Source organism: Bacillus sp. PDNC022 (genome assembly GCF_016919285.1).
Taxonomy (GTDB): Bacteria; Bacillota; Bacilli; order Bacillales; family Bacillaceae; genus Bacillus; species Bacillus safensis.
The window spans coordinates 543,196-566,587 of the sequence record NZ_CP070345.1; the positions used below are offsets into that span (position 1 = coordinate 543,196).

Annotated in this window: 21 protein-coding genes; 20 read left to right on the forward strand and 1 reads right to left on the reverse strand. The window is 42.2% G+C overall.

The window, feature by feature from the left end:
• Positions 1 to 9: 9 nt before the first annotated feature.
• From accC to JVX94_RS02980, 15 genes are all read left to right on the forward strand, one after another.
• Positions 10 to 1,359, forward strand: coding sequence for an acetyl-CoA carboxylase biotin carboxylase subunit (gene accC / locus JVX94_RS02910; protein ID WP_039179872.1), 1,350 nt, complete (start codon positions 10 to 12; stop codon positions 1,357 to 1,359).
• A 25-nt stretch (positions 1,360 to 1,384) separates the two neighbouring features.
• Entirely contained in the window at positions 1,385 to 1,792 is a 408-nt protein-coding gene (locus JVX94_RS02915) for an Asp23/Gls24 family envelope stress response protein (RefSeq protein WP_034280262.1), read from the forward strand.
• A gap of 210 nt (positions 1,793 to 2,002) precedes the next feature.
• Positions 2,003 to 2,398 (forward strand): transcription antitermination factor NusB, encoded by a 396-nt coding sequence (gene nusB / locus JVX94_RS02920; protein ID WP_034661255.1) that lies wholly within the window; start codon positions 2,003 to 2,005, stop codon positions 2,396 to 2,398.
• 11 nt (positions 2,399 to 2,409) lie between these two features.
• Complete coding sequence (gene folD / locus JVX94_RS02925; RefSeq protein ID WP_024422943.1) at positions 2,410 to 3,261, forward strand: bifunctional methylenetetrahydrofolate dehydrogenase/methenyltetrahydrofolate cyclohydrolase FolD; 852 nt, start codon at positions 2,410 to 2,412, stop codon at positions 3,259 to 3,261.
• Positions 3,262 to 3,331: 70 nt separating this feature from the next.
• Positions 3,332 to 4,678, forward strand: coding sequence for an exodeoxyribonuclease VII large subunit (gene xseA / locus JVX94_RS02930; protein WP_048239238.1), 1,347 nt, complete (start codon positions 3,332 to 3,334; stop codon positions 4,676 to 4,678).
• Positions 4,675 to 4,935, forward strand: coding sequence for an exodeoxyribonuclease VII small subunit (locus tag JVX94_RS02935; RefSeq protein WP_003215880.1), 261 nt, complete (start codon positions 4,675 to 4,677; stop codon positions 4,933 to 4,935). Before xseA ends, JVX94_RS02935 begins: the two co-directional genes overlap by 4 nt.
• Positions 4,919 to 5,815 (forward strand): polyprenyl synthetase family protein, encoded by an 897-nt coding sequence (locus JVX94_RS02940; protein ID WP_420796794.1) that lies wholly within the window; start codon positions 4,919 to 4,921, stop codon positions 5,813 to 5,815. Before JVX94_RS02935 ends, JVX94_RS02940 begins: the two co-directional genes overlap by 17 nt.
• Before the next feature lie 150 nt (positions 5,816 to 5,965).
• Positions 5,966 to 7,867, forward strand: a complete 1,902-nt coding sequence (gene dxs, locus JVX94_RS02945) for a 1-deoxy-D-xylulose-5-phosphate synthase (RefSeq protein ID WP_111292271.1) — start codon at positions 5,966 to 5,968, stop codon at positions 7,865 to 7,867.
• Positions 7,864 to 8,718: a TlyA family RNA methyltransferase gene (locus JVX94_RS02950; protein WP_095408976.1), complete on the forward strand. Its 855-nt coding sequence runs from the start codon at positions 7,864 to 7,866 to the stop codon at positions 8,716 to 8,718. The genes dxs and JVX94_RS02950 overlap by 4 nt, the downstream gene beginning before the upstream one ends.
• 165 nt (positions 8,719 to 8,883) lie before the next feature.
• The gene (gene ahrC, locus JVX94_RS02955) at positions 8,884 to 9,333 is read left to right on the forward strand and encodes a transcriptional regulator AhrC/ArgR (protein WP_024422938.1); all 450 of its coding nucleotides are present in this window, start codon (positions 8,884 to 8,886) and stop codon (positions 9,331 to 9,333) included.
• A 33-nt stretch (positions 9,334 to 9,366) separates the two neighbouring features.
• The gene (gene recN / locus JVX94_RS02960) at positions 9,367 to 11,100 is read left to right on the forward strand and encodes a DNA repair protein RecN (RefSeq protein ID WP_197198246.1); all 1,734 of its coding nucleotides are present in this window, start codon (positions 9,367 to 9,369) and stop codon (positions 11,098 to 11,100) included.
• Between the two features lie 199 nt (positions 11,101 to 11,299).
• Entirely contained in the window at positions 11,300 to 12,577 is a 1,278-nt protein-coding gene (spoIVB, locus tag JVX94_RS02965) for a SpoIVB peptidase (RefSeq protein WP_048239243.1), read from the forward strand.
• A gap of 285 nt (positions 12,578 to 12,862) precedes the next feature.
• Complete coding sequence (gene spo0A, locus JVX94_RS02970; RefSeq protein ID WP_024422935.1) at positions 12,863 to 13,666, forward strand: sporulation transcription factor Spo0A; 804 nt, start codon at positions 12,863 to 12,865, stop codon at positions 13,664 to 13,666.
• A gap of 456 nt (positions 13,667 to 14,122) precedes the next feature.
• Positions 14,123 to 15,223 (forward strand): Rap family tetratricopeptide repeat protein, encoded by a 1,101-nt coding sequence (locus JVX94_RS02975; RefSeq protein WP_095408972.1) that lies wholly within the window; start codon positions 14,123 to 14,125, stop codon positions 15,221 to 15,223.
• A 226-nt stretch (positions 15,224 to 15,449) separates the two neighbouring features.
• Entirely contained in the window at positions 15,450 to 16,187 is a 738-nt protein-coding gene (locus JVX94_RS02980) for a glycerophosphodiester phosphodiesterase (protein ID WP_205184508.1), read from the forward strand.
• Between the two features lie 36 nt (positions 16,188 to 16,223).
• Here JVX94_RS02980 and JVX94_RS02985 read toward each other — a convergent pair whose 3' ends face one another.
• Positions 16,224 to 16,460 (reverse strand): DUF2627 domain-containing protein, encoded by a 237-nt coding sequence (locus JVX94_RS02985; protein WP_111292269.1) that lies wholly within the window; start codon positions 16,458 to 16,460, stop codon positions 16,224 to 16,226.
• 149 nt (positions 16,461 to 16,609) lie between these two features.
• On the opposite strand from JVX94_RS02985, the gene JVX94_RS02990 reads away from it, so the two are divergent.
• The 5 genes from JVX94_RS02990 to lpdA all read left to right on the forward strand — a co-directional run bounded on the left by JVX94_RS02990 (position 16,610) and on the right by lpdA (position 23,389).
• Positions 16,610 to 18,682: a sigma-54 interaction domain-containing protein gene (locus JVX94_RS02990; RefSeq protein WP_205184511.1), complete on the forward strand. Its 2,073-nt coding sequence runs from the start codon at positions 16,610 to 16,612 to the stop codon at positions 18,680 to 18,682.
• Between the two features lie 123 nt (positions 18,683 to 18,805).
• The gene (yqiS, locus tag JVX94_RS02995; protein ID WP_111292267.1) at positions 18,806 to 19,699 is read left to right on the forward strand and encodes a phosphate butyryltransferase; all 894 of its coding nucleotides are present in this window, start codon (positions 18,806 to 18,808) and stop codon (positions 19,697 to 19,699) included.
• Positions 19,700 to 19,725: 26 nt separating this feature from the next.
• The gene (gene bcd / locus JVX94_RS03000) at positions 19,726 to 20,820 is read left to right on the forward strand and encodes a branched-chain amino acid dehydrogenase (RefSeq protein ID WP_003215658.1); all 1,095 of its coding nucleotides are present in this window, start codon (positions 19,726 to 19,728) and stop codon (positions 20,818 to 20,820) included.
• A 33-nt stretch (positions 20,821 to 20,853) separates the two neighbouring features.
• The gene (gene buk / locus JVX94_RS03005; RefSeq protein ID WP_414429540.1) at positions 20,854 to 21,975 is read left to right on the forward strand and encodes a butyrate kinase; all 1,122 of its coding nucleotides are present in this window, start codon (positions 20,854 to 20,856) and stop codon (positions 21,973 to 21,975) included.
• Entirely contained in the window at positions 21,965 to 23,389 is a 1,425-nt protein-coding gene (lpdA, locus tag JVX94_RS03010; protein ID WP_144484591.1) for a dihydrolipoyl dehydrogenase, read from the forward strand. The genes buk and lpdA overlap by 11 nt, the downstream gene beginning before the upstream one ends.
• Positions 23,390 to 23,392 lie beyond the last annotated feature (3 nt).

Consider the following 23,392-nt stretch of genomic DNA (forward strand, 5'->3'; position numbering starts at 1 on the left):
AGTACGATCATGATTAAAAAGCTATTAATTGCAAACAGAGGAGAAATCGCAGTTAGAATTATCCGCGCTTGTAAGGAGCTTGGAATTGAAACTGTTGCGGTATTTTCTGAAGCGGATCGCGATGCGCTGCATGTACAAATGGCTGATGAAGCATATTGCATCGGACCGACTGCTTCTAAAGATAGTTATTTAAATGTCACGAATATTGTCAGCGTAGCAAAATTAACAGGGACAGATGCCATCCATCCAGGATACGGCTTTTTAGCAGAAAATGCAGACTTCGCAGAGCTTTGCGAGGAATGTAATGTGATCTTTGTTGGCCCAACTGCGTCAGCGATTTCCAAAATGGGAACGAAAGATGTCGCGCGAGAAACAATGAAGAGTGCAGGCGTCCCGATCGTTCCTGGTTCTCAAGGAATTGTAAAAGATCTTGATGATGCTGTTTCAACAGCAGCTAGTATTGGGTATCCTGTGATTATTAAAGCAACTGCAGGCGGAGGCGGTAAAGGAATCCGTGTGGCTCGTACAGAAGAAGAGCTTATTAACGGAGTGACCATCACGCAGCAGGAAGCGGCACAAAACTTTGGGAACCCTGGTGTCTATTTAGAAAAGTTCATTGAAGACTTTAGACATGTGGAAATCCAAGTGCTTGCAGATCAGCATGGCAATACGATTCATTTAGGAGAGCGTGATTGCTCGATCCAAAGAAGAATGCAAAAGCTTCTTGAAGAAACGCCATCACCAGCACTGAATGCAGACATCCGTGAGCAAATGGGTGAAGCAGCCGTAAAAGCAGCAGAAGCTGTTGAATACACTGGTGCTGGAACAGTGGAATTCATTTATGATTATAATGAAGAGAAGTTCTACTTCATGGAAATGAATACTCGTATTCAAGTAGAACATCCTGTGACAGAAATGGTCACAGGTGTAGACTTGATCAAAGAACAGATCAAGGTTGCATCAGGTGAGAAGCTTTCTCTTACACAAGAGGATGTCGTATATGAAGGCTGGGCGATCGAATGCCGCATCAATGCAGAGAACCCAGAGAAAAACTTCATGCCTTCAGCTGGTGAAATTAAAATGTATCTTCCGCCAGGCGGTTTAGGAGTACGTGTTGATTCTGCCGCTTATCCGGGCTATGTGATTCCGCCATATTATGACAGCATGATTGCAAAAGTGATCACATATGGTAAGACAAGAGAAGAAGCGATTGCAAAAATGAAACGTGCGCTTCAAGAATTCGTCATTGAAGGAGTCTATACAACGATTCCATTCCACCTTAGATTGCTCGAGCATGAAACATTTGTGAGCGGTAATTTTAATACGAAGTTTTTAGAAACATACCAAATCATGAAATAATCACAGCTTTCGGAGGTGAATGATCGTGTCAGAAAACAATTTGCTTGAAATGAACCTTGATGAAGATCAATTGGGAAAAGTGCAAATTGCACCAGAAGTGATTGAAGTCATTGCTGGGATCGCCGCTTCAGAAGTCGAAGGCATTGCCGAAATGCGCGGCAATTTCGCTGCTGATGTAGCAGAACGCTTTGGTAAGAAAAATCACCGTAAAGGTGTAAAAGTAGATGTCTCTGATGAAGGAATCACAATCGATGTGTATTGTGTGGTTGAATTTGGCCTATCCATTCCAAAGGTATCCACTGCTGTACAAGAAAATATCCGTCAAACCCTTTTGAACATGACTGCCTTAACGATTAATGAAATTAACATTCATGTCGTTGGCATTCAATTTGATACAAAAGCACCTGAGGCTGAAGTAGATCAAGAAATGTAAAGAAGGGTTCAAGTGAAACCAAGGAGGCATTGCCTCTTTGGTTTTTTAAAGCCCATTTTTGAGTAATTTCCGAATATTGATAACGTCACGCGTTGATTGATTCGTTTTTCGTCACAGCTCGCATGGATCTTGGTGCGACCACGGTCAAAATATGTTATGATCTCTGTATGGCTTAACGACAAGCGGATAAAGTGGTTAAAGGAGTAAATAATGAAAAGAAGAACTGCAAGAGAAAAGGCGCTACAAACATTATTTCAAATTGATGTGAGCAATATTGATCCGAAAGAGGCCATTACACATGCGCTGGATGAACAAGAATCAGATCCTTTCTTCGAGGAACTGGTTTTCGGTGTGCTTGAACAAAAGGACAAGCTTGATGACATGATCTCTCAGCATCTAGTGAATTGGAAACTCGATCGTATTGCAAACGTAGACAGAGCCATTTTAAGGCTGTCTGTGTACGAGATGGTGTATCAAGAAGACATCCCACTTAGTGTCTCAATGAATGAAGCGATTGAACTCGCCAAATTATTCGGCGATGATAAAGCACCGAAATTTGTAAATGGTGTACTTTCAAACATTAAAAACGACCTAAAGCAGCAATAGGAGGATTCGACATGACAGCAACAATCATCGATGGGAAAGAAACAGCAAAAGAAAAGCGTGAACAATTAGCAAAAGAAGTAGAAGAGCTAAAACAAAAAGGAGTCACACCTGGTCTTGCCGTTATTCTAATCGGTGATGATCCGGCTTCACTTTCTTACGTACGCGGGAAGAAAAAAGCAGCAGAAGCAATGGGCATGCATTTCCAGCTTGATCATTTAGATGCTTCTTTAACAGAAGAAGAATTGCTTCAGCTGATTGATCAGTACAATGCGAACGATCAATTCCACGGGATTCTTGTTCAACTTCCACTGCCTAAACACATTTCTGAAAAAGCCGTCATTGAACGTATTTCACCTGAGAAAGATGTGGATGGTTTCCATCCATTAAATATCGGGAAAATGCTGCTTGGGGAAGATACATTCCTTCCTTGTACACCAGCAGGCATTGTTGAATTACTGAACAAAACGGGTGTCAGTCTTTCTGGAAAAGAAGTAGTCGTTGTTGGACGCAGCAATATTGTCGGCAAACCAGTTGGACAATTGCTGTTAAATGAAAACGCAACGGTTACTTACTGCCATTCAAGAACGGCGAATATTTCAGAACATACGTTAAAAGCGGACATTTTAGTTGTTGCCGTCGGTCGAGCAAACTTTATTAAAGCTGACCAAATCAAAGAAGGCGCAATTGTCATCGATGTAGGAGTCAATCGTTTGGACACTGGGAAACTTGTTGGGGATGTTGATTTTGAAGAAGCAAAAGAAAAAGCTTCTTACATCACACCAGTCCCTGGCGGAGTCGGTCCAATGACGATTACGATGCTTGCACACAATACGGTTAAATCAGCAAAACGTACATTAGCATAAGCTTTATCCATTCATCCACCTGCATACTGCCGGTGGATGAATGTGCGTTTTTGAAGAGGAGGAATACGTCATGAGTGAAAAAGCCTTTGTGACGGTCACAGCCCTTACAAAATACATAAAAAGAAAATTTGATGTTGATCCGCATTTAGAAGATATTTGGATCAAAGGTGAGTTATCCAATGTGAAGATACATTCAAGAGGTCACGTGTACTTCACCTTAAAAGACGAAAACGCACGCATGCAAGCTGTCATGTTCCAGCGTTCCGCATCAAAGCTGCCTTTTTCACCAAAGAGCGGAATGAAAGTGTTTGTACGCGGCGGGATTCAAGTATATGAACCAAGCGGCAACTATCAATTATATGCAAAAGAAATGCAGCCTGATGGTGTTGGTGCTCTTCATCTTGCTTATGAAGAGCTGAAGAAAAAGCTGGCAAGTGAAGGCTTATTTGATGCGCGCTATAAAAAACCAATTCCTGAATATCCAGAGGTTGTTGGTGTCATTACATCCCCAACAGGAGCGGCTGTTCGAGATGTCATTACAACGATTAACCGGCGCTATCAGCAGGCGAAAATCATTGTGCTTCCGGCGCTAGTCCAAGGTGAGAATGCCACCCGTTCAATCGTAGAGCGGATCAAGGAAGCAAATGACAAACAGCTCTGTGATGTCTTGATTGTCGGAAGAGGAGGCGGTTCGATTGAAGAACTTTGGGCCTTTAATGAAGAAGCTGTCGCAAGAGCGATCTTCGCATCAGACATTCCAATCATTTCTGCAGTGGGGCATGAAACGGACTTTACGATCAGTGATTTCACTGCAGACATGAGAGCACCCACACCAACAGGAGCAGCTGAGCTCGCTGTTCCAAGCACAGCCGATTTAATAGAACGAATCAAATCCATAGACATTCGGCTCACAAGGGCTGTGAAAAATCGAACTTCACAAGCGAAAGACCGTCTTGTGGCGCTGCAATCCTCTTATGCCTTTCGTTTTCCAAAACGATTGCAGGAGCAAAAAGAGCAGCAATTCGATTTGGTATTTGACCGTTTTCAAAAACAGCTGACGAGACAAATTGAACAAAAACGCAGTCAACTAGACCGCCAAACATACAGGCTGAAGCCGCTCCATCCAAAAGAGCAGCTGCTTCAGGCGAAGAAACGCCACGCCAATGAAACAGAACAGCTCGTTCGCAGCATGAATGTGCAAATGAAAACAATACATTCGCAGTTCCAATCTGTTCTTGGTAAACTAAATGCATTAAATCCACTTCAAGTGATGGAAAGAGGCTATAGTTTAGCCTATAAAGATGATGAACTGATTAAAAGTGTGAATCAAGTCGATACGAAGGATCAGCTGGCTATCACCATGAAGGATGGACGTCTGATTTGTGAGGTTATTGAGAAGGAGGGGCAATCATCATGACAGAATCAAATAAACAAAAAGAAGAACAAATGACATTTGAAGAAGCGATGAAAGGTCTTGAGGAGATCGTTGGGAAGCTCGAAGAAGGAGATGTACCACTTGAGCAAGCCATTCATTATTTCCAAGAAGGCATGACACTTTCAAAGCTTTGTCATGAAAAATTACAGCACGTTGAAAAGCAAATGGATTTCATTTTAAAAGAGGACGGTGAGCTGGCTCCTTTCTCAGTGAAGGAGGCAGATGCTGGTGACAAGTAATTTGCAGGATTTTTTAACAACACGAAAACAGGCCATTGAAGATTATTTATTTACATATGTCCAGGAATTGAAGATTCCAGAAGACCTAAAATCTTCGATGCTTTACTCTCTTGAAGCTGGAGGGAAAAGACTTCGTCCAGTTCTCGTTCTTGCTTTATTACATGCCTACGGAAAAAACGAAGAAGATGGCATACCGGTTGGCTGTGCTGTAGAAATGATTCATACGTATTCATTGATACATGACGACCTTCCTTGCATGGACGATGATGACCTTCGCAGAGGAAAGCCGACCAACCATAAAGTATACGGGGAAGCAACCGCGGTCCTCGCTGGAGATGCTCTTTTAACGGAAAGCTTCCACCTGATTACATCGCAGCTATCTAACAGCGTCTCTGCTGACCAAAAGCTCAGAATCATCGATGAGCTTGTGAAGTCAGCAGGTGCACTAGGAATGGTTGGCGGTCAATTTGATGACATGGAAGCAGAGCAAAAACAAGTGCCGCTTGCTGAACTAGAATCCATTCACGCCCGGAAAACAGGAAAGCTACTCACATTCAGCGTTACAGCAGGTGCAATGCTGGCAGGAGCATCAGATGACGATATCGAAAAACTAAGAGAATTCAGCTATCATATCGGGATTGCTTTTCAAATCCGTGATGACATTTTAGATCTCGAAGGAAGCGAAGAAAAAATAGGAAAACGGGTCGGCTCTGATACAGCGAATGAAAAGTCGACATATCCTTCTTTATTAACGCTTTCAGGAGCAAAAGAAAAGCTGCACGAGCACATCACACGTGCAAAAGAAATCGTCTCAAATCTTGAATTAGAGCAGCAATTGCTGCATGAGTTATGTGATCTGATCGCCTCAAGAGATCATTAAAAACAGCCTAGATTTGAGGGTCTTCGAGCAATTGTGGTAAACTGTAAACAGTTTATCATGATGAGACAACTCTTATTCCTGCTTGGTTTTCCTAGGAATAAGGCATTATATATGTAGATAGAAATTTTGTTGAAAGCGAGTTGATCCTGATTGGATCTTTTATCAATAAAAAATCCAACGTTTCTAAAAGGAATGTCAAATGCAGAATTAGAGGAGCTTAGTGCTGACATTCGCATGTTTTTAATTGAGTCCTTAGCTAACTCTGGCGGGCATATCGGTCCGAACCTGGGTGTCGTTGAACTCACAGTTGCCCTTCATAAAGTATTTGACAGCCCGAAAGACAAATTCCTTTGGGATGTTGGACATCAGTCTTACGTTCACAAGCTGTTAACTGGAAGAGGAGCGGAGTTTGATACACTTCGTCAATATAAAGGACTTTGCGGTTTTCCTAAACGAAACGAAAGTGAGCATGATGTTTGGGAAACAGGCCATAGCTCAACCTCATTATCTGGCGCAATGGGGATGGCGGCTGCGCGGGATATTAAAGGGACAGATGAATATATCCTTCCGATTATTGGAGATGGTGCATTAACCGGAGGTATGGCGCTGGAAGCTCTGAATCATATCGGTGATGAAAAGAAAGATATGATCGTCATCTTAAACGATAATGAAATGAGTATTGCACCAAACGTCGGTGCGATTCACACAATGCTTGGCAGACTGCGCACAGCAGGCAAATACCAATGGGTAAAAGACGAGCTCGAATATTTATTCAAGCGGATTCCAGCTGTAGGCGGAAAGCTTGCTGCCACAGCAGAGCGTATTAAAGACAGCCTCAAATATTTACTTGTGTCTGGCATGTTCTTTGAGGAAATGGGATTCACTTACTTAGGTCCTGTCGATGGACATTCTTATGAAGATCTTTTTGAAAACCTTGAATATGCAAAGAAAACAAAAGGTCCTGTCCTGCTGCATGTCATCACGAAAAAAGGAAAAGGCTATCAGCCGGCAGAATCCGATAAAATTGGGACTTGGCACGGCACAGGTCCATACAAAATTGATACAGGTGATTTTGTAAAACCAGCAGCTGCTGCACCGTCATGGAGTGGTCTTGTCAGTGAAACAGTCAGAAAGCTTGCGCGGAAAGATGAGCGAATTGTGGCCATCACGCCTGCGATGCCTGTTGGCTCAAAACTTGAAGGCTTCGCAAAGGAATTTCCTGAGCGAATGTTTGATGTAGGGATTGCTGAGCAGCATGCAGCCACAATGGCAGCTGGGCTTGCAACGCAGGATATGAAGCCATTTTTAGCGATTTATTCAACATTCCTGCAGAGAGCTTATGATCAAGTGCTGCATGATATTTGCCGCCAGAACCTCAATGTATTTATCGGGATTGACCGTGCGGGTCTTGTCGGTGCAGATGGAGAAACGCATCAAGGCGTGTTTGATATTGCCTTCATGCGTCATATGCCGAATATGGTACTTATGATGCCGAAGGATGAAAATGAAGGTCAGCACATGGTCAATACAGCCATTCAGTACGATGACGGTCCTATTGCCATGCGTTTCCCGCGCGGAAATGGGCTGGGCGTGAAAATGGATGAACAGCTGAAAACCATTCCGATTGGGTCTTGGGAGGTTCTTCGTCCAGGGAAGGATGCCGTGATCTTAACATTCGGTACGACGATTAAAATGGCGCTGCAAGCAGCTGAGGAGCTTCAAAAAGAAGGGAAATCAATTCGTGTCGTCAACGCTCGGTTTATTAAGCCGCTTGATGAAGCAATGCTAAATGATATTCTTTCTGAAGGTATTCCGATTTTAACGATTGAAGAAGCTGTGCTCCAAGGCGGGTTTGGCAGCAGCGTATTAGAATATATACACGACAAGAAAGCATCACATATCAAAGTAGAACGCATGGGTATCCCAGATGAATTTATTGAGCATGGAAGTGTTGATGCTCTGCTCGAAGAAATTGGTCTGACGAAAGCACAGGTTGCTGAGACTTTACGTGACCTGCTTCCTGCAGCACCAAGAAAAGGAATTGGATCATGACATCAAAGAAAGAACGACTTGACGTTTTATTAGTCGAACAAGGACTAATGGAAACAAGAGAGAAAGCAAAGCGTGCCATCATGGCAGGTATCGTTTACTCAAATGAAAACCGTTTGGATAAACCAGGAGAGAAAATTGCTCGTGATACACCGCTCACAGTGAAAGGGAATCCTCTCAAATACGTAAGCCGCGGCGGGTTGAAGCTCGAAAAAGCGCTCAAAGAATTTGACCTGACAGTTGAAGGGAAATTGCTGATTGATATTGGCTCATCAACAGGCGGATTTACAGATTGTGCTCTTCAAAATGGAGCGGTCAAATCATATGCTGTAGACGTTGGCTACAATCAGCTTGCGTGGAAATTAAGGCAGGATGACAGGGTCATCGTCATGGAGCGCACCAATTTCCGCCATTCAGTTCCAGCTGATTTTACTGAAGGATTGCCAGAAGTGGCATCAATTGATGTATCTTTTATTTCACTTAAACTCATTCTGCCGGCTTTAAAGCATATTCTTGTTCCCGGTGGTGACTGTATTGCACTCGTTAAGCCTCAATTTGAAGCGGGCAGAGAGCTTGTTGGGAAAAAAGGCATCGTGCGTGAGCCGTCTGTCCACCTGGGTGTACTAGAAGAGATGAATCAATTTGCTGCTAAAGAAGGCTATGATGTAAAAGCTGTATCATTTTCGCCTATCACTGGAGGAGACGGAAATATTGAATTTCTGCTTCATTTAGTGCTTCATCCTGATCAAGAAGAAAATGCGGCACTTCCGGTTTCAGAACTTGAAAAGATCGTCAAGGAAGCCCACTCCGTATTGAAAGAGAAGAAAAACAGCCCTGAGCCGGCTGACACATGAACTCGTTGAAACAAAAGGAATAATAGCTCGCTATTATTCCTTTTTACATGGTCAAAAGATGAGAATCGGCTGTATCTCACGTAATGCTTGTTTTTTGAAGTGTGCATCATATAACATAGAACGTAAAGACAAACTGAGAATGAAACGCCTAGGGGGGTCTAATATATGAATAAAGGTCAAAGGCATATTAAAATTAGAGAAATCATTGCAAGCCAAGAAATCGAAACACAAGATGAATTGGTCGATATTTTGAAAGCCGATGGATATAACATCACACAAGCGACCGTTTCTAGAGATATTAAAGAATTACATTTAGTGAAAGTTCCGACGAACAATGGGACATATAAATACAGTCTTCCTGCGGATCAGCGGTTTAACCCGCTGTCAAAGCTGAAGCGTTCCCTGATGGATGCATTTATTAAAATGGATGCTGCCAGTCATTTGATTGTTCTTAAAACAATGCCGGGTAATGCTCAGGCGATTGGTGCTTTAATGGATAATTTAGATTGGGAAGAAATTATGGGAACGATTTGCGGGGATGATACCATTTTAATCATTTGCCGCACCCCAGATGATACAGAGACAGTTTCGAGCAAAATTTTAGAGCTTCTATAAAGAATCAGGTTTACTAAAAGAGGTGTCAAATGAGTGTTAGCAGAACTAACCATTAAAAACTTTGCAATCATTGAAGAGTTAACGGTTTCATTTGAAAAAGGACTCACGGTCCTAACGGGGGAAACAGGTGCCGGAAAATCCATCATGATTGACGCTGTCTCACTTCTCGTGGGAGGAAGAGGTTCTTCTGAATTTGTCCGCTACGGTGAAAAAAAGGCAGAGCTGGAAGGGCTTTTTCTTGTACCAGCCGATCATCCTGTATTTGCTCTTTGCGAAGAGCAAGGAATTGATGCGTCAGATGAAATGATGATCCTCCGCCGTGATATTAACAACAGCGGGAAAAGCATTTGCCGTATTAATGGAAAGCTTGTCACCATCTCAATTTTACGTGAAGTAGGACGGCTTTTGCTTGATATACATGGTCAGCACGATAACCAGCTGCTCATGGAAGATGAAAATCATCTGCATTTGCTTGATCAATTTGGGGCAGAAGAAATTGCACCGGCTCTCTTGCAGTATCAAGAAGCATATGATCAATATATGAAGACGGCTCAAAAGCTAAGGCAGCTGTCTGAGAACGAGCAGGAAATGGTGCACCGGTTAGATTTACTGCAATTTCAGCTAGAGGAGATTGAGGCGGCGCAATTAGAGCCAGGAGAAGATGAGAGGCTTCAGGAAGAGCGTCATCAAATCAGCAACTACGAAAAAATCTATTCCTCACTTCAAAACGCGTATAACGCCTTGCGTAATGAACAAGGAGGACTTGATTGGGTTGGCATGTCCTCAAGCGAGCTTGAGCAGGTGTCTGAGATCAACGATGATTTGAAGAAGCTATCCGAACAAGTGTCGAACTCCTACTACTTATTAGAGGATTCAACCTTCCAAATGCGAAGCATGCTGGATCAATTAGAATTCGATCCGGCTCGTCTTGATTTTATTGAATCCAGGCTGAATGAAATGAAGCAGTTAAAACGAAAATACGGCACAACCGTTGAGGAAATTTTGGAGTATGCGGCGAAGATTGAAGAAGAAATAGATCAAATTCAAAATCGAGACAGCCACCTCCAGACGCTCAAAAATAAACTGGATGCGATGAGTCGTGATGCTCTGCTTGAAGCACTTAATGTTTCGGAGCTGCGAAAAAAATGGGCCAAAAAGCTAGCCAAGCAAATTCAAACGGAGCTCAAGGATTTGTATATGGAGAAGTCAGCATTTGACACAGCTTTTTCTGTTCGATATGCGCCTTTTGGCAGCACAGATTGTCCGCTTTTAGACGGAAAACCTGTCCAGCTCGGAAAAAATGGAATCGACCAAGCACAATTTGTCATTTCTACAAATACAGGCGAACCGATGAAATCTTTATCGAAAGTAGCCTCCGGAGGAGAAATCTCACGTGTCATGCTCGCTGTGAAGAGTATTTTCTCAGCCAAACAAGACGTCACATCCATTATTTTTGATGAGGTTGATACAGGCGTCAGCGGCAGAGTCGCACAGGCCATTGCCGAAAAAATTCACAAAGTAGCGTCTGGGTCACAAGTGCTCTGCATTACACATCTGCCTCAAGTAGCAGCAATGGCCGACACACATCTTTTCATTTCGAAACGCTCGAAAGCGGGCAGAACACTGACAAGTGTCAAACCATTAAGTCATGAAGAAAAAGTGAGTGAAATTGGCCGGATGATTGCCGGTGTGGAAGTGACAGAGCTGACAAAACAGCACGCAAAAGAACTATTGCACCAAGCAAATGATGTCAAAACAACAGGGTAGCTGAATCATCGGCTGCCTTTTTTTATGTTGTCTAAAAACCCGCGTATATACCCAAAAAATCGTCTTTTTCTTTTATCAATTTATCCAATCATTTTCTAAAGCTGCCGGTTATAAATCCTCTCGAAGAAGGCAAAAGTAAAGATGTAGCCAAAACATGAGTGTTCTGGTGTGGGTAAGGAGCGAGGAGAGTGAAAAATGAATGCCCGAAAAGATGAGAAAAGCCATTGGTGTGATTCTCCTTGTTTCTTTAATAAGTACAGGGTTTATGAGCATAGTGAAGGAGTACATCAGCATTCCAACAAATGTTGCTGTATTTGAAAAACAGAAGCACTCGATTGACACATCGATTGAAGCGTCAGCCAATGCTTCTTCGCCAGCCTTTAGCCTTTCAGAGAAAAAGAATCAGCTGGATATTACAGGACAAAAGGCGGGAAAAGCTGAAATTGTTTATGATTTTAAAGGATTTCCTATTAAGAAAACAAAAGTTGACGTTCTCCCTGAATTAAAAGTCATTCCTGGAGGGCAATCCATTGGCGTCAAGCTCCACTCTGTAGGAGTTCTCGTTGTAGGTTTTCATCAAATCACAACAGCAGACGGCAAAAAATCACCAGGTGAAGCCGCAGGCATTCAATCAGGGGATATGATCATTGAAATCAATGGTCAAAAAATGGAGAAAATGAATGACCTCACCCCATTTATCCAGAAAGCCGGGAAAACGGGTGAAACGCTTCGTTTGCTCGTAAAGAGAGATCATAAAACCTTTCAAACAACATTAACACCCGCAAAAGATGCGAGTGAAGGCATCTATCGAATTGGTCTTTACATTCGTGATTCTGCAGCAGGAATCGGCACGATGACCTTTTTTGAACCTTCATCTAAAAAATATGGTGCCCTTGGGCATGTGATTTCTGACATGGATACAAAAAAACCAATTGTTGTCGACAATGGTGAAATTGTCAGATCAACCGTGACATCGATTGAAAAAGGCACAGGAGGTAATCCTGGAGAAAAATTGGCGAGATTCTCTTCCGAAAGAAAAACAATAGGAGATATCTCCCGCAACAGCCCTTTTGGTATCTTTGGTACGTTAACCGAAAAGCTTGAAAATCATATAGCAGATAAACCACTTCCAGTCGCTTTATCAAATGAAGTAAAAGAAGGCCCAGCAGAAATTTTAACTGTTGTGGATCATGATAAAGTGGAGAAGTTTGATATTAAAATCGTCAGCACAACACCTCAGAAATTCCCAGCAACTAAAGGAATGGTATTAAAGGTAACAGATGAGCGTCTTTTAAGCAAAACGGGCGGAATCGTCCAAGGAATGAGCGGAAGCCCCATCATCCAAAATGGCAAAGTCATTGGAGCAGTCACACACGTATTCGTCAATGATCCGACTAGCGGGTACGGCGTACACATTGAATGGATGCTGTCAGAAGCAGGAATCGATCTTTATCAAAAAAACAAAAAAGCAAGCTGATCATCAAACTGCCGCGAATCTTCCGGCAGTTTTTTTCTACCCTTTCTTTCTCTTCCATCATGTTATAAAATAAGGAAAAAGAGATTTTTCGACAAAATGGAAAAAAGCATGTTGTCAAATTGCAATAATCGTCGATTCGTTAAGAAAAACGTAGAAAAAGCTAGATAATGCTCTATTATTCGGAAAATTAAAGTTTTTTAAAGGGGATAGCATGGTTTTGTCGAATTGAACACTCAGAAGAGAAATGCAAAAGACTAAAGGAATCGACATTGGGGAGGAAAGAACGTGGAGAAAATTAAAGTGTGTGTAGCTGATGACAATCGAGAGCTTGTTGGCCTGTTGACAGAGTACATTGAGGGACAGGAAGATATGGAAGTACTTGGCGTGGCGTATAATGGTCAGGAATGCCTGACATTATTTAAAGATAAAGAGCCCGACGTTCTCCTCTTAGATATTATCATGCCTCATTTAGACGGTCTTGCTGTACTGGAACGCCTCCGTGAAAACAATGAAATGACGAAACAGCCAAGTGTGATTATGCTAACGGCATTTGGACAAGAAGATGTCACGAAAAAAGCAGTTGATTTGGGCGCATCCTATTTCATTTTAAAGCCATTTGATATGGAAAACCTAGTAGGTCATATTCGTCAAGTCAGTGGAAACGGCACACAAGTTACCCATCGCTCTTCATCTATCCAAAACAGTGTTCTTCGTAACAAACCTGAACCGAAACGTAAAAACTTAGATGCGAGCATTACGACCATCATTCATGAGATTGGCGTGCCCGCTCATATTAAAGGCTATTTATACTTAAGAGAAGCGATTTCTATGGTGTACAATGACATTGAGCTTCTCGGAAGCATCACTAAAGTGTTGTACCCAGACATTGCGAAGAAATTTAACACGACTGCCAGCAGGGTAGAACGAGCGATTCGTCATGCCATTGAAGTGGCTTGGAGCAGAGGAAACATTGATTCCATTTCCTCACTCTTTGGTTATACTGTCAGCATGTCAAAAGCGAAACCAACCAATTCAGAATTTATTGCCATGGTAGCCGATCGTCTGCGTTTAGAGCATAGAGCAAGCTAGTATATTTTTCATAAAAAACGTTTCTTTATTGAGACGTTTTTTTATTTTGAAAGATGTTGTCAAAAATTGGTTAGGTTTGATAAAATCATCTTAATGTTTAAATTGGACAAACGGGTATCTTTATTTTCAGAATAAAATGAAAAATAAAGCATGAATAAAATAAAAATGACATAAAGTAGTGGTAATCAGCTGCGCCAATCGATCGTTAAGTTTTCAAAATAGAAGAAGAAAACGCTCATTCGTAAGAAAAAGGATGAGAGGAAAAGGTCTTATGGATTTGGTAATTAAAGCAAACGAGATCGAAAGTTCTATTTCTATTGACCTGATTGATTGGCGTTTTAAAGTCACTGGCTTCTTAGAGATTGTGCCATTTGAACTGAATATTCCCATTGTCGAATTTAATAATTTTCACATTCTTTTACTATGCTATAATAATGAAAAGAAGAGGGTGAGGTTATGGGGAAGCTGAAAATCCACTCTGCTGAGGTAGCGAACGAAATTAGCAAGTGGACGAGGGTCATTTCTCAGAATGACCTAGAAAAATCTGCTGTCTATAAAGAGAAAATTCAGAATTTGCTAAAAAATACAGATGAAGACCGTGAAGTTCTCCTTTATTATCAGCTTGTTGACGGCAGACATGAAATGTTACTTGGAAATATTGAAAAAGCCAATCAAATTATGAAAAGTGTCGGAACGCTCGATGATAAGGCAGATGACATTATTAATTTTTATTTTTATTTTTACAAAGGCCAATATGCTGCATATGTGAAAAAGTATGATGAAGCCATCAGTTTTTACAAAATTGCAGAACAGCGGCTAAAACGTGTGAATGAAGATCTGGAAGTAGGAACTTTTCACCATAAGGTTGCTTCGGTCTATTACGAACTGAAACAAAATTTCATATCCATTAATCATATTAAAAAAGCCATTGATACATTCAAAGCGCATGAAGAGTACACAGCGCAGGCGATTGACAGCTTGATTTTACATGCAAGTAATTGTATTGATTTGTTCCAATTCAATGAAGCAGAGGAAAAGTATCAAGAAGCACTTGAGAAAAGTAAGCGCATTAACAATGAAGTGCTGATTGGGAAATGCTATCACAATTTAGCGGTTCTTTATTATGCAAAGCATGATTATGAAAAAAGCGCACATTATGCCAAAAAAGGGATGGGCATTCAAATTCACCGTGATAATAGCCATTATTACATCCAGTCTTTATATGTTCTGGCAAATGCCTTGGTTCATCTAGGAGATCAAGAGGCGAGGGGATATATTAAAGAGGGTATTCTGTATAGTTGCGATATCCAAAATAATGAATATATAGTAAAATTTGAAATTTTGGATTTGATGTGCGAGAATAGTGGGGCAGCAGACGTATTCTCTGAAAAATTAGACTACATAGAAAAAAATAGATTATATGTGGAACTTGAGGATTTGTCTGAACAAATATCGAAATACTTCAAAGAACGAAATGACTATCAAAACGCCATTCGTTTTCTTGAAAAGAAATTCGATGCACAAATACTTCAAAAGAAAGTGGAGGTTATCTTATGAAAAAGTTGTTGTTAGGTGTAACCGTTGTTACAGCAGTCGCAGTTGTTTCTTCCCTTTTTGCTCTTGACGCAGAGACGACAGAGCAAGCCATCAGAGCGATTACGTGATCGAATTTATCTGTCAACCTCTTCGTACGAATCAGAAGAGGTTTTTTTATGTGCTCAAACTGGAAAAATGAAAAAAGACACGTCATAATGAAAGGAAGCATCATATTTAGAGGTGACCTATGACGAAAATTTTTGCACACAGAGGCTTTAAAGGCATCTATCCTGAAAACACCATGATAGCCTTCGAGCATGCACTCCATTCGGGAGCTGACGGAATTGAGCTGGATGTTCAGCTGACAAAAGACGGCAGACTTGCTGTCATTCACGATGAGAAACTAAACAGAACAACGAATATGAAAGGTTTAGTAAAAGACCATACATATGAAGAATTAAAAGCAGGAGATGCGAGTCATTCATTCTATGAAGAAACCGGTGCTGTATCCATTCCGCTTTTAGAGGAAGTATTAGAGCTAGTGACGCAGCAATCATCATTGATCATCAATATTGAACTGAAAAACTCCATTTATCGATATCCGGGTATCGAGGAGAAAGTAAAAAAGCAAATTGAGCATTTTCAAATAGAAGATCGTGTACTTGTTTCATCGTTTCATCACGGCAGTTTAGCTCTTTTTCACAAACTGATGCCGCATGTTGAACTAGCTGTTCTCACAATGGATGTGATTCATCAGCCGGAGATGTATATAAAAACAGTACCAGCAAGAGGCTACCATCCGAATATCAAGGGTGCAGGTGTGACCAAAGAGGTTGTGTCAGTTCTCCATGCATCTCAGCAAGTGATCAGGCCGTTTACAGTAAATAGTGAAAAGCAAATGAAAAACATGTTTTCCTTAGGTGTCGATGGCATTTTCACTGATTTTCCTGATCGAGCCGTGAAAATAAGAGAAGAGATGAAATAAAGACCTGCTATTATCAGCGGGTCTTTTTTTCACGTTTTATCTCTGCTTAAAGCGAGCAGTTACTTTATTTCGTTTACGGTCTCTATATAAAATAAAGCCAGCCACTACATAAAGTCCCACCCCTAAAAATACCAACCCTGCAATTCCTTGCAGCCATAAAAATGGAAATGGCTCAATGATGATGCCGAAAACAGTATCACGCAGCAGCTTAATCCCAAGTGCTGCAAGCGCGCCAGGTATTAAAATAATCACTAGTGCAAGTATTCTCCCCATCAAATGTCCCCTTAAACGTCATTTACTTCCATTGTCTAATTCAAAAAATATTTTGTCAAGAAAGGAAAACGTGGTAATATAAGAGTTGTGCAATTTTTTGCAACGGAAAAATATGGTGTGCAAATTTTTTCATATAAAGGGGTAACGGGATGCAGAGAGTCTTGATTGTCGGTGCAGGACAGGGTGGATCAGCATTGCTTGAAACATTGCTGAAAACAAATACGATTCAAATCATTGCGATCGCCGACCTTGATCTTGAGGCACCGGGGATGGCAGAAGCGAAAAAGAATGGAATTGATACGACAACGGATTGGAAAGAATACATAAAAGATGACATTGATATCATCATTGAAACAACAGGCAGTTCAGCAGTGCTGAAAGAACTGATGGAAGAAAAGCCAGAGCACGCTGTCATTGTTCCAAGTTCGATGGCTTACGTGATCTCAGAATTAATGTCAGAAAAACAGCAGCTGATTCAAATTTTAAAGGAACAAACCTATAAGCATGACCGCATTTTTAATGCAACAAACGACGGGATGATTTTTATAAACATGGATGAAGAAGTCGTCCTATTTAATCGATCAGCAGCCAAAATGGTTGGATGTTCGCAAAAAGATGCGATTGGCCGCCACATACGAGAAGTAATCCCAAACACAAAGCTACCCGACATTTTAAGATCGAGAGAGCCAGAATTTAATCAAAAACAGTTTCTGAATCAGCAAATACAAATTGTCACAACGCGTTTGCCAATTATTGATGACGCGGGGAGAATGCTAGGCGCTTTATCCATCTTTAAAGATATTACAGATGCCGTTGAGCTTGCGGAGGAAGTGACAAACCTTAAAGAAGTGCGAACGATGCTGGAGGCGATCATTCAATCGTCGGATGAAGCCATATCAGTTGTTGATGAACAGGGAAAAGGGATCTTAATCAACCGAGCTTACACGAAAATGACTGGATTAACAGATAAAGAAGTTGTGGGGAAACCAGCAGGTGCAGATATTTCTGAAGGAGAAAGCATGCATCTGAAGGTACTTGAAACAAGAAGACCAGTTCGAGGCGTCAGAATGAAAGTCGGGCCGAATAAAAAAGATGTGATCGTCAACGTAGCCCCAGTCATCGTTGATGGCATCTTAAAAGGCAGTGTCGGTGTCATTCATGACGTATCAGAAATTCAATCACTCACGAATGAATTAAATAAAGCAAGACAGCTCATCCGAACACTTGAAGCAAAGTACACTTTTGAAGACATTATTGGGGAAAGTGAGCAAATGCTTGTGGCGCTTGAGCAGGCAAAGCTAGGCGCGAAAACGCCAGCCACGATATTACTCCGGGGAGAATCAGGAACTGGAAAAGAGCTGTTTGCGCATGCCATTCACAATGAAAGTGACCGAAAATATAATCGCTTTGTACGGGTCAACTGTGCGGCCTTATCAGAGACCCTTTTAGAGTCAGAGCTTTTTGGCTATGAAGAAGGAGCGTTTTCTGGTGCAAGGCGCGGCGGGAAAAAAGGGCTGTTTGAAGAGGCGAACCAAGGCAGCATTTTTTTAGATGAAATTGGTGAAATGACGCCAAGTACACAGGCGAAGCTGCTGCGCGTCATGCAGGAGAAAGAAATTGTAAGAGTAGGCGGAACAAAGGCTATACCGGTCGATGTTCGTGTCATCACGGCAACGAATGTCAATATCGAAAAAGCGATGGCGGAAGGGAAGTTCAGAGAGGACTTATATTATCGGATGAACAGATATCCGATCTCCATCCCGCCTCTAAGGCAGCGTCTTGAGGATATTGAGTCGTTAAGCAAACGTCTCATCCAAAAGATCAATTTAGACTATGGACGGAACGTGAGCGGCTTAACGGAACAGGCTCTCAAAAGACTGCGGTCATATAAGTGGCCTGGGAACGTAAGAGAGCTTGAAAATGTACTTGGACGAGCCATGATCTTTTTGAACCCGCAAGAAGAATGGATTGATGAGGGGCATATTTCGTTCATGGAGTCAGAAGATCAGGAAGAAAAAGAGCAGCAGGAACTGGCTGTCAGTCAATTTGAGGGAGAGACGCTATCGGATGCTGTTGAGGCATTTGAAGCGCAGCTCATTAAACAAACCCTTGAAAAGCATCAATTCAATCGCACGAAAACAGCGAAAACGTTAGGGATCAGTATTCGGAACCTTTACTATAAAATGGATAAATATCAACTTGCAAAAGATAGCATGCAATAAAATGCATGTAAACTGCAAAAGATTGCATGAATGTCATGCGAACTGCCTCATTTCACTGCGTTTCAAACTGGCACGGAACTTGCATATAAAACATGAACCGAGCACAAGGAAAGGTGGGCATATATGAAGCTTGACGATCTGATTATGAAAGCCGCCCGGCTGCAGAATAAAACAGCGGCTGTGGCTCATGCAGAAGACGAAGAAGTGCTTCATGCCATCAAGATGGCAATTGAACGAAAGGTCGCTCGCTTTCTCCTGGTTGGGAACAAACGCAACCTGAAGGAGCTAGTGAAGCAGCATGAAATCAATGAGGACTGGATAGATATTATTCATTCAGATTCTCCCGAAGAATCGGCCAAAATTGCCGTGCAGGCAGTGAGCGAGAAGCATGCAGATATTTTGATGAAGGGGCATGTCCCGACAGCCGTTCTTTTAAAAGCGGTACTGAATAAAGAATATGGGCTCAGGACAGCAAGTGTCCTATCACATGTTGCGGCATTCGAAGTGCCGGGCTTTGACCGCTTTATTTATGTCACGGATTCTGCGATGAACATCGCGCCCGATTTAAATATGCTGAAGGAGATAACGATCAATTCTGTTCAAGTAGCACAAGCTGTCGGTAACGACATGCCAAAGGTTGCAGTGCTCTCTGCGGTGGAGGTCGTGAATCCGGCAATGGATTCAACTTTGACTGCGGCAAGTCTTGCGCAAATGAACCGGCGGGGGCAGATTTCTGGATGCCTGATTGATGGGCCTCTCGCTTTAGATAATGCCATTTCTCAAACGGCAGCTTCTCATAAAAATATTACGAGTGATGTAGCCGGCCATGCAGATATATTGCTTGTGCCAACAATTGAGGCAGGAAACATTCTTTATAAATCTCTCATCTACTTTGCACATGCAAAGGTGGGAGCTGTGGTGGCAGGAGCGAAGGCGCCGATTGCTTTAACAAGCCGGTCGGATTCAGCCGAAAGTAAGCTTTATTCAATTGCACTTGCCATCTGTACATCAAATTAAGCGGAAGTAATAGGAGGAATAACACGATGGAACTTTTTAAATATATGGAACGATACGATTATGAACAGCTTGTATTTTGTCAGGATGAGCAGTCTGGCTTAAAAGCCATTATTGCGATTCATGATACAACACTTGGGCCGGCACTAGGCGGAACGAGAATGTGGACGTATGAAAACGAAGAAGCAGCCATTGAAGATGCACTGCGTCTAGCAAGAGGAATGACTTATAAAAACGCGGCAGCAGGACTTAATCTTGGCGGCGGAAAAACGGTCATCATCGGCGACCCGAGAAAAGACAAAAATGAAGAAATGTTCCGTGCATTTGGACGTTACATTCAAGGGCTGAATGGCCGCTATATTACAGCGGAAGATGTTGGTACAACGGTAGAAGATATGGATCTCATTCATGAAGAAACAGATTTTGTCACAGGGATCTCTCCTGCATTTGGTTCATCCGGAAATCCGTCTCCAGTCACTGCTTACGGTGTATACAAAGGGATGAAAGCCGCTGCCAAAGCAGCATTTGGGACCGATTCATTAGAAGGAAAAACAATTGCCGTCCAAGGTGTTGGAAATGTCGCTTACAACCTGTGTAAACATCTGCACGAAGAAGGCGCGCAGCTCATTGTCACAGATATCAACAAAGACTCTGTCAAGCGAGCTGTTGAAGACTTCGGCGCAAAAGCAGTCGACCCTGACGATATTTACGATCAAGCATGTGATATTTATGCACCGTGCGCACTTGGTGCAACCATTAACGATGTGACCATTCCTAAGTTAAAAGCAAAGGTGATTGCAGGTGCTGCAAATAACCAGCTGAGAGAAACGCATCACGGAGACCTTATCCATGAGATGGGGATTGTATATGCTCCTGATTATGTGATCAATGCAGGCGGTGTGATTAACGTTGCTGATGAGCTTTATGGCTATAATGCAGATCGTGCGATGAAAAAAGTCGAAGGCATTTATCAAAATATTGAACGAGTGATTGAAATCTCAAACCGTGATGCCATTCCAACATATAAAGCGGCAGACCGATTGGCTGAAGAGAGAATTGAAAGAATGCGCAAATCAAGAAGTCAATTCTTGCAAAATGGTCAACATATTTTAAGCCGTCGCTAATTTGAAGAATGAGTTGAAACGGAGGTTTTGTTTTTGCTGACAAAAGAATGGCGTATTCTCACGATTAATCCTGGCTCTACTTCAACAAAAATTGGTGTGTTTCATAATGAACGTTCTATTTTTGAAACGACACTTAGACATACAGATGAGGAATTAAAGCAGTTTCCTCATATCATTGATCAATTTTCATTCCGTAAAGAAACCATTTTGAAAACACTGCATGAACAGGGGATGAACATCTCAAAGTTTGATGCAGTTTGTGCGCGCGGCGGTCTTCTTCGTCCGATTGAAGGAGGCACATATGAAGTCAATGAGCAAATGGTGGAAGACCTAAAAGAAGGATATGCCGGCCAGCACGCATCCAATCTCGGCGGAATCATCGCGAGAGAAATTGCACTTGGCCTGAATATCCCAGCTTTTATTGTCGATCCAGTTGTAGTGGATGAACTAAAACCAATTGCTCGTATTTCAGGGCTGCCAACGATTGAAAGAAAAAGCATTTTTCATGCATTAAATCAAAAAGCGGTCGCAAGAAAAACAGCTGCTTCTTTTGGAAAAAGTTACGAAGATTTAAACATGATTATTACTCATATGGGCGGCGGTATCACCATTGGTGTTCATGAAAAAGGAAAAGTCATCGATGTCAATAACGGTCTGCACGGCGAAGGTCCTTTCAGCCCCGAGCGTGCGGGAACCTTGCCGACAGGTGATCTTGTAAATCTTTGTTTTTCGGGTGAGTATACCCAAGAGGAAATGCTCAAACGCATTATTGGTGAAGGCGGACTTGCGGGCTATCTTGGCACGACAGACGCTGTGAAAGTGGAACGCATGATTGAAGCAGGTGATCAGCGGGCTGCGCTTATTTATGAAGCAATGAGTTATCAAATTGCCAAGGAAATCGGTGCAGCGAGTGCTGTCTTAAAAGGAGCAGTTGACGTGATTGTGTTAACAGGCGGCCTTGCGTACAGCAAACAGATTACATCAAGTATTCGCGGCTATATTGACTGGATTTCAGATGTTGTCGTGTATCCAGGTGAAAATGAGCTGCAATCGTTAGCAGAAGGTGCGCTTCGTATTTTAAAAGAAGAAGAATCACCGAAAGAATACCCAAATGATCAACGGATCGAGAAAGGTGTGACAAGTCATGGCAACTGAATATGACCTCGTCATTCTTGGTGGAGGCACAGGCGGCTATGTGGCAGCCATCCGTGCCTCACAGCTTGGATTGAAAACAGCAGTTGTAGAAAAATCAAAGCTTGGCGGAACATGTCTTCATAAAGGCTGCATTCCGTCTAAAGCGCTGCTCAGAAGTGCAGAAGTTTATCAAACCGTCAAACGCGCAGCTGATTTTGGTGTTGAGGCAGGCGGCGTTGCCTTGCAATTTGTCAATGTGCAGAAAAGAAAAACAGAGATCGTCGAAAAACTAGCAGGCGGCGTCAAACATTTAATGAAACAAGGAAAAATTGATGTATATGAAGGGATCGGCCGTATTCTTGGCCCATCTATCTTTTCTCCAATGCCAGGAACGATCTCCGTAGAAATGGCAAATGGAGAGGAAAATGAAATGCTCATTCCAAAGCAGGTCATCATCGCGACAGGATCAAGACCGCGTGTGCTGCCAGGGCTTGAAGCAGATGGAACACACATCCTCACATCAGATGATGCACTTGAACTGCCAGAGCTTCCACAGTCGATGCTGATTGTCGGAGGCGGAGTGATCGGAATCGAGTGGGCGTCTATGCTCAATGATTTTGGTGTGAACGTCACTGTGATTGAGTTTGCAGACCGCATTTTGCCAACAGAGGATCATGACATTTCTAAAGAAATGGAAAAACTATTATCTAAAAAAGGCATCACTTTTGTGACAAATGCGAAGGTACTGCCAGATAGTGTAGGAAAGCAGGAGAATCTCGTGACAATTCAAGCGGAAAAGGATGGAGACATTCAGACGTTTGAAGCGGAAAAACTTCTTCTTTCAGTCGGCAGAGTACCTAATATCGAAGGCATAGGTCTTGAAAACACGGACATTCAAACCGAAAAACAAGGCATTGTCGTGAATGAACATTATCAAACGAAAGAATCGCATATTTACGCAATAGGAGATGTCATTGGCGGGCTTCAGCTGGCACATGTCGCTTCACACGAAGGTATGATTGCTGTAGAACATATGGCTGGGAAAGATCCGAAGCCGCTCGATGAAACGCTCGTATCTAAATGTGTTTACTCTCACCCAGAAACTGCAAGTGTTGGACTCACTGAACAGGCGGCAAAAGAGCAGGGCTTTGAAGTCAAAATAGGGAAATTTCCATTTATGGCGATTGGAAAAGCGCTTGTGTACGGGGAGTCTGATGGATTCGTCAAAATCATTGCCGATCAAAAGACAGATGATATTTTAGGAATTCATATGATTGGTCCTCATGTAACAGATATGATATCTGAAGCTGGATTAGCCAAAGTACTTGATGCAACCCCGTGGGAAGTGGGGCAGACGATACACCCGCATCCGACCTTATCAGAGGCGATTGGTGAGGCAGCGCTTGCTGTTGACGGGAAGGCGATCCATTTTTAATCA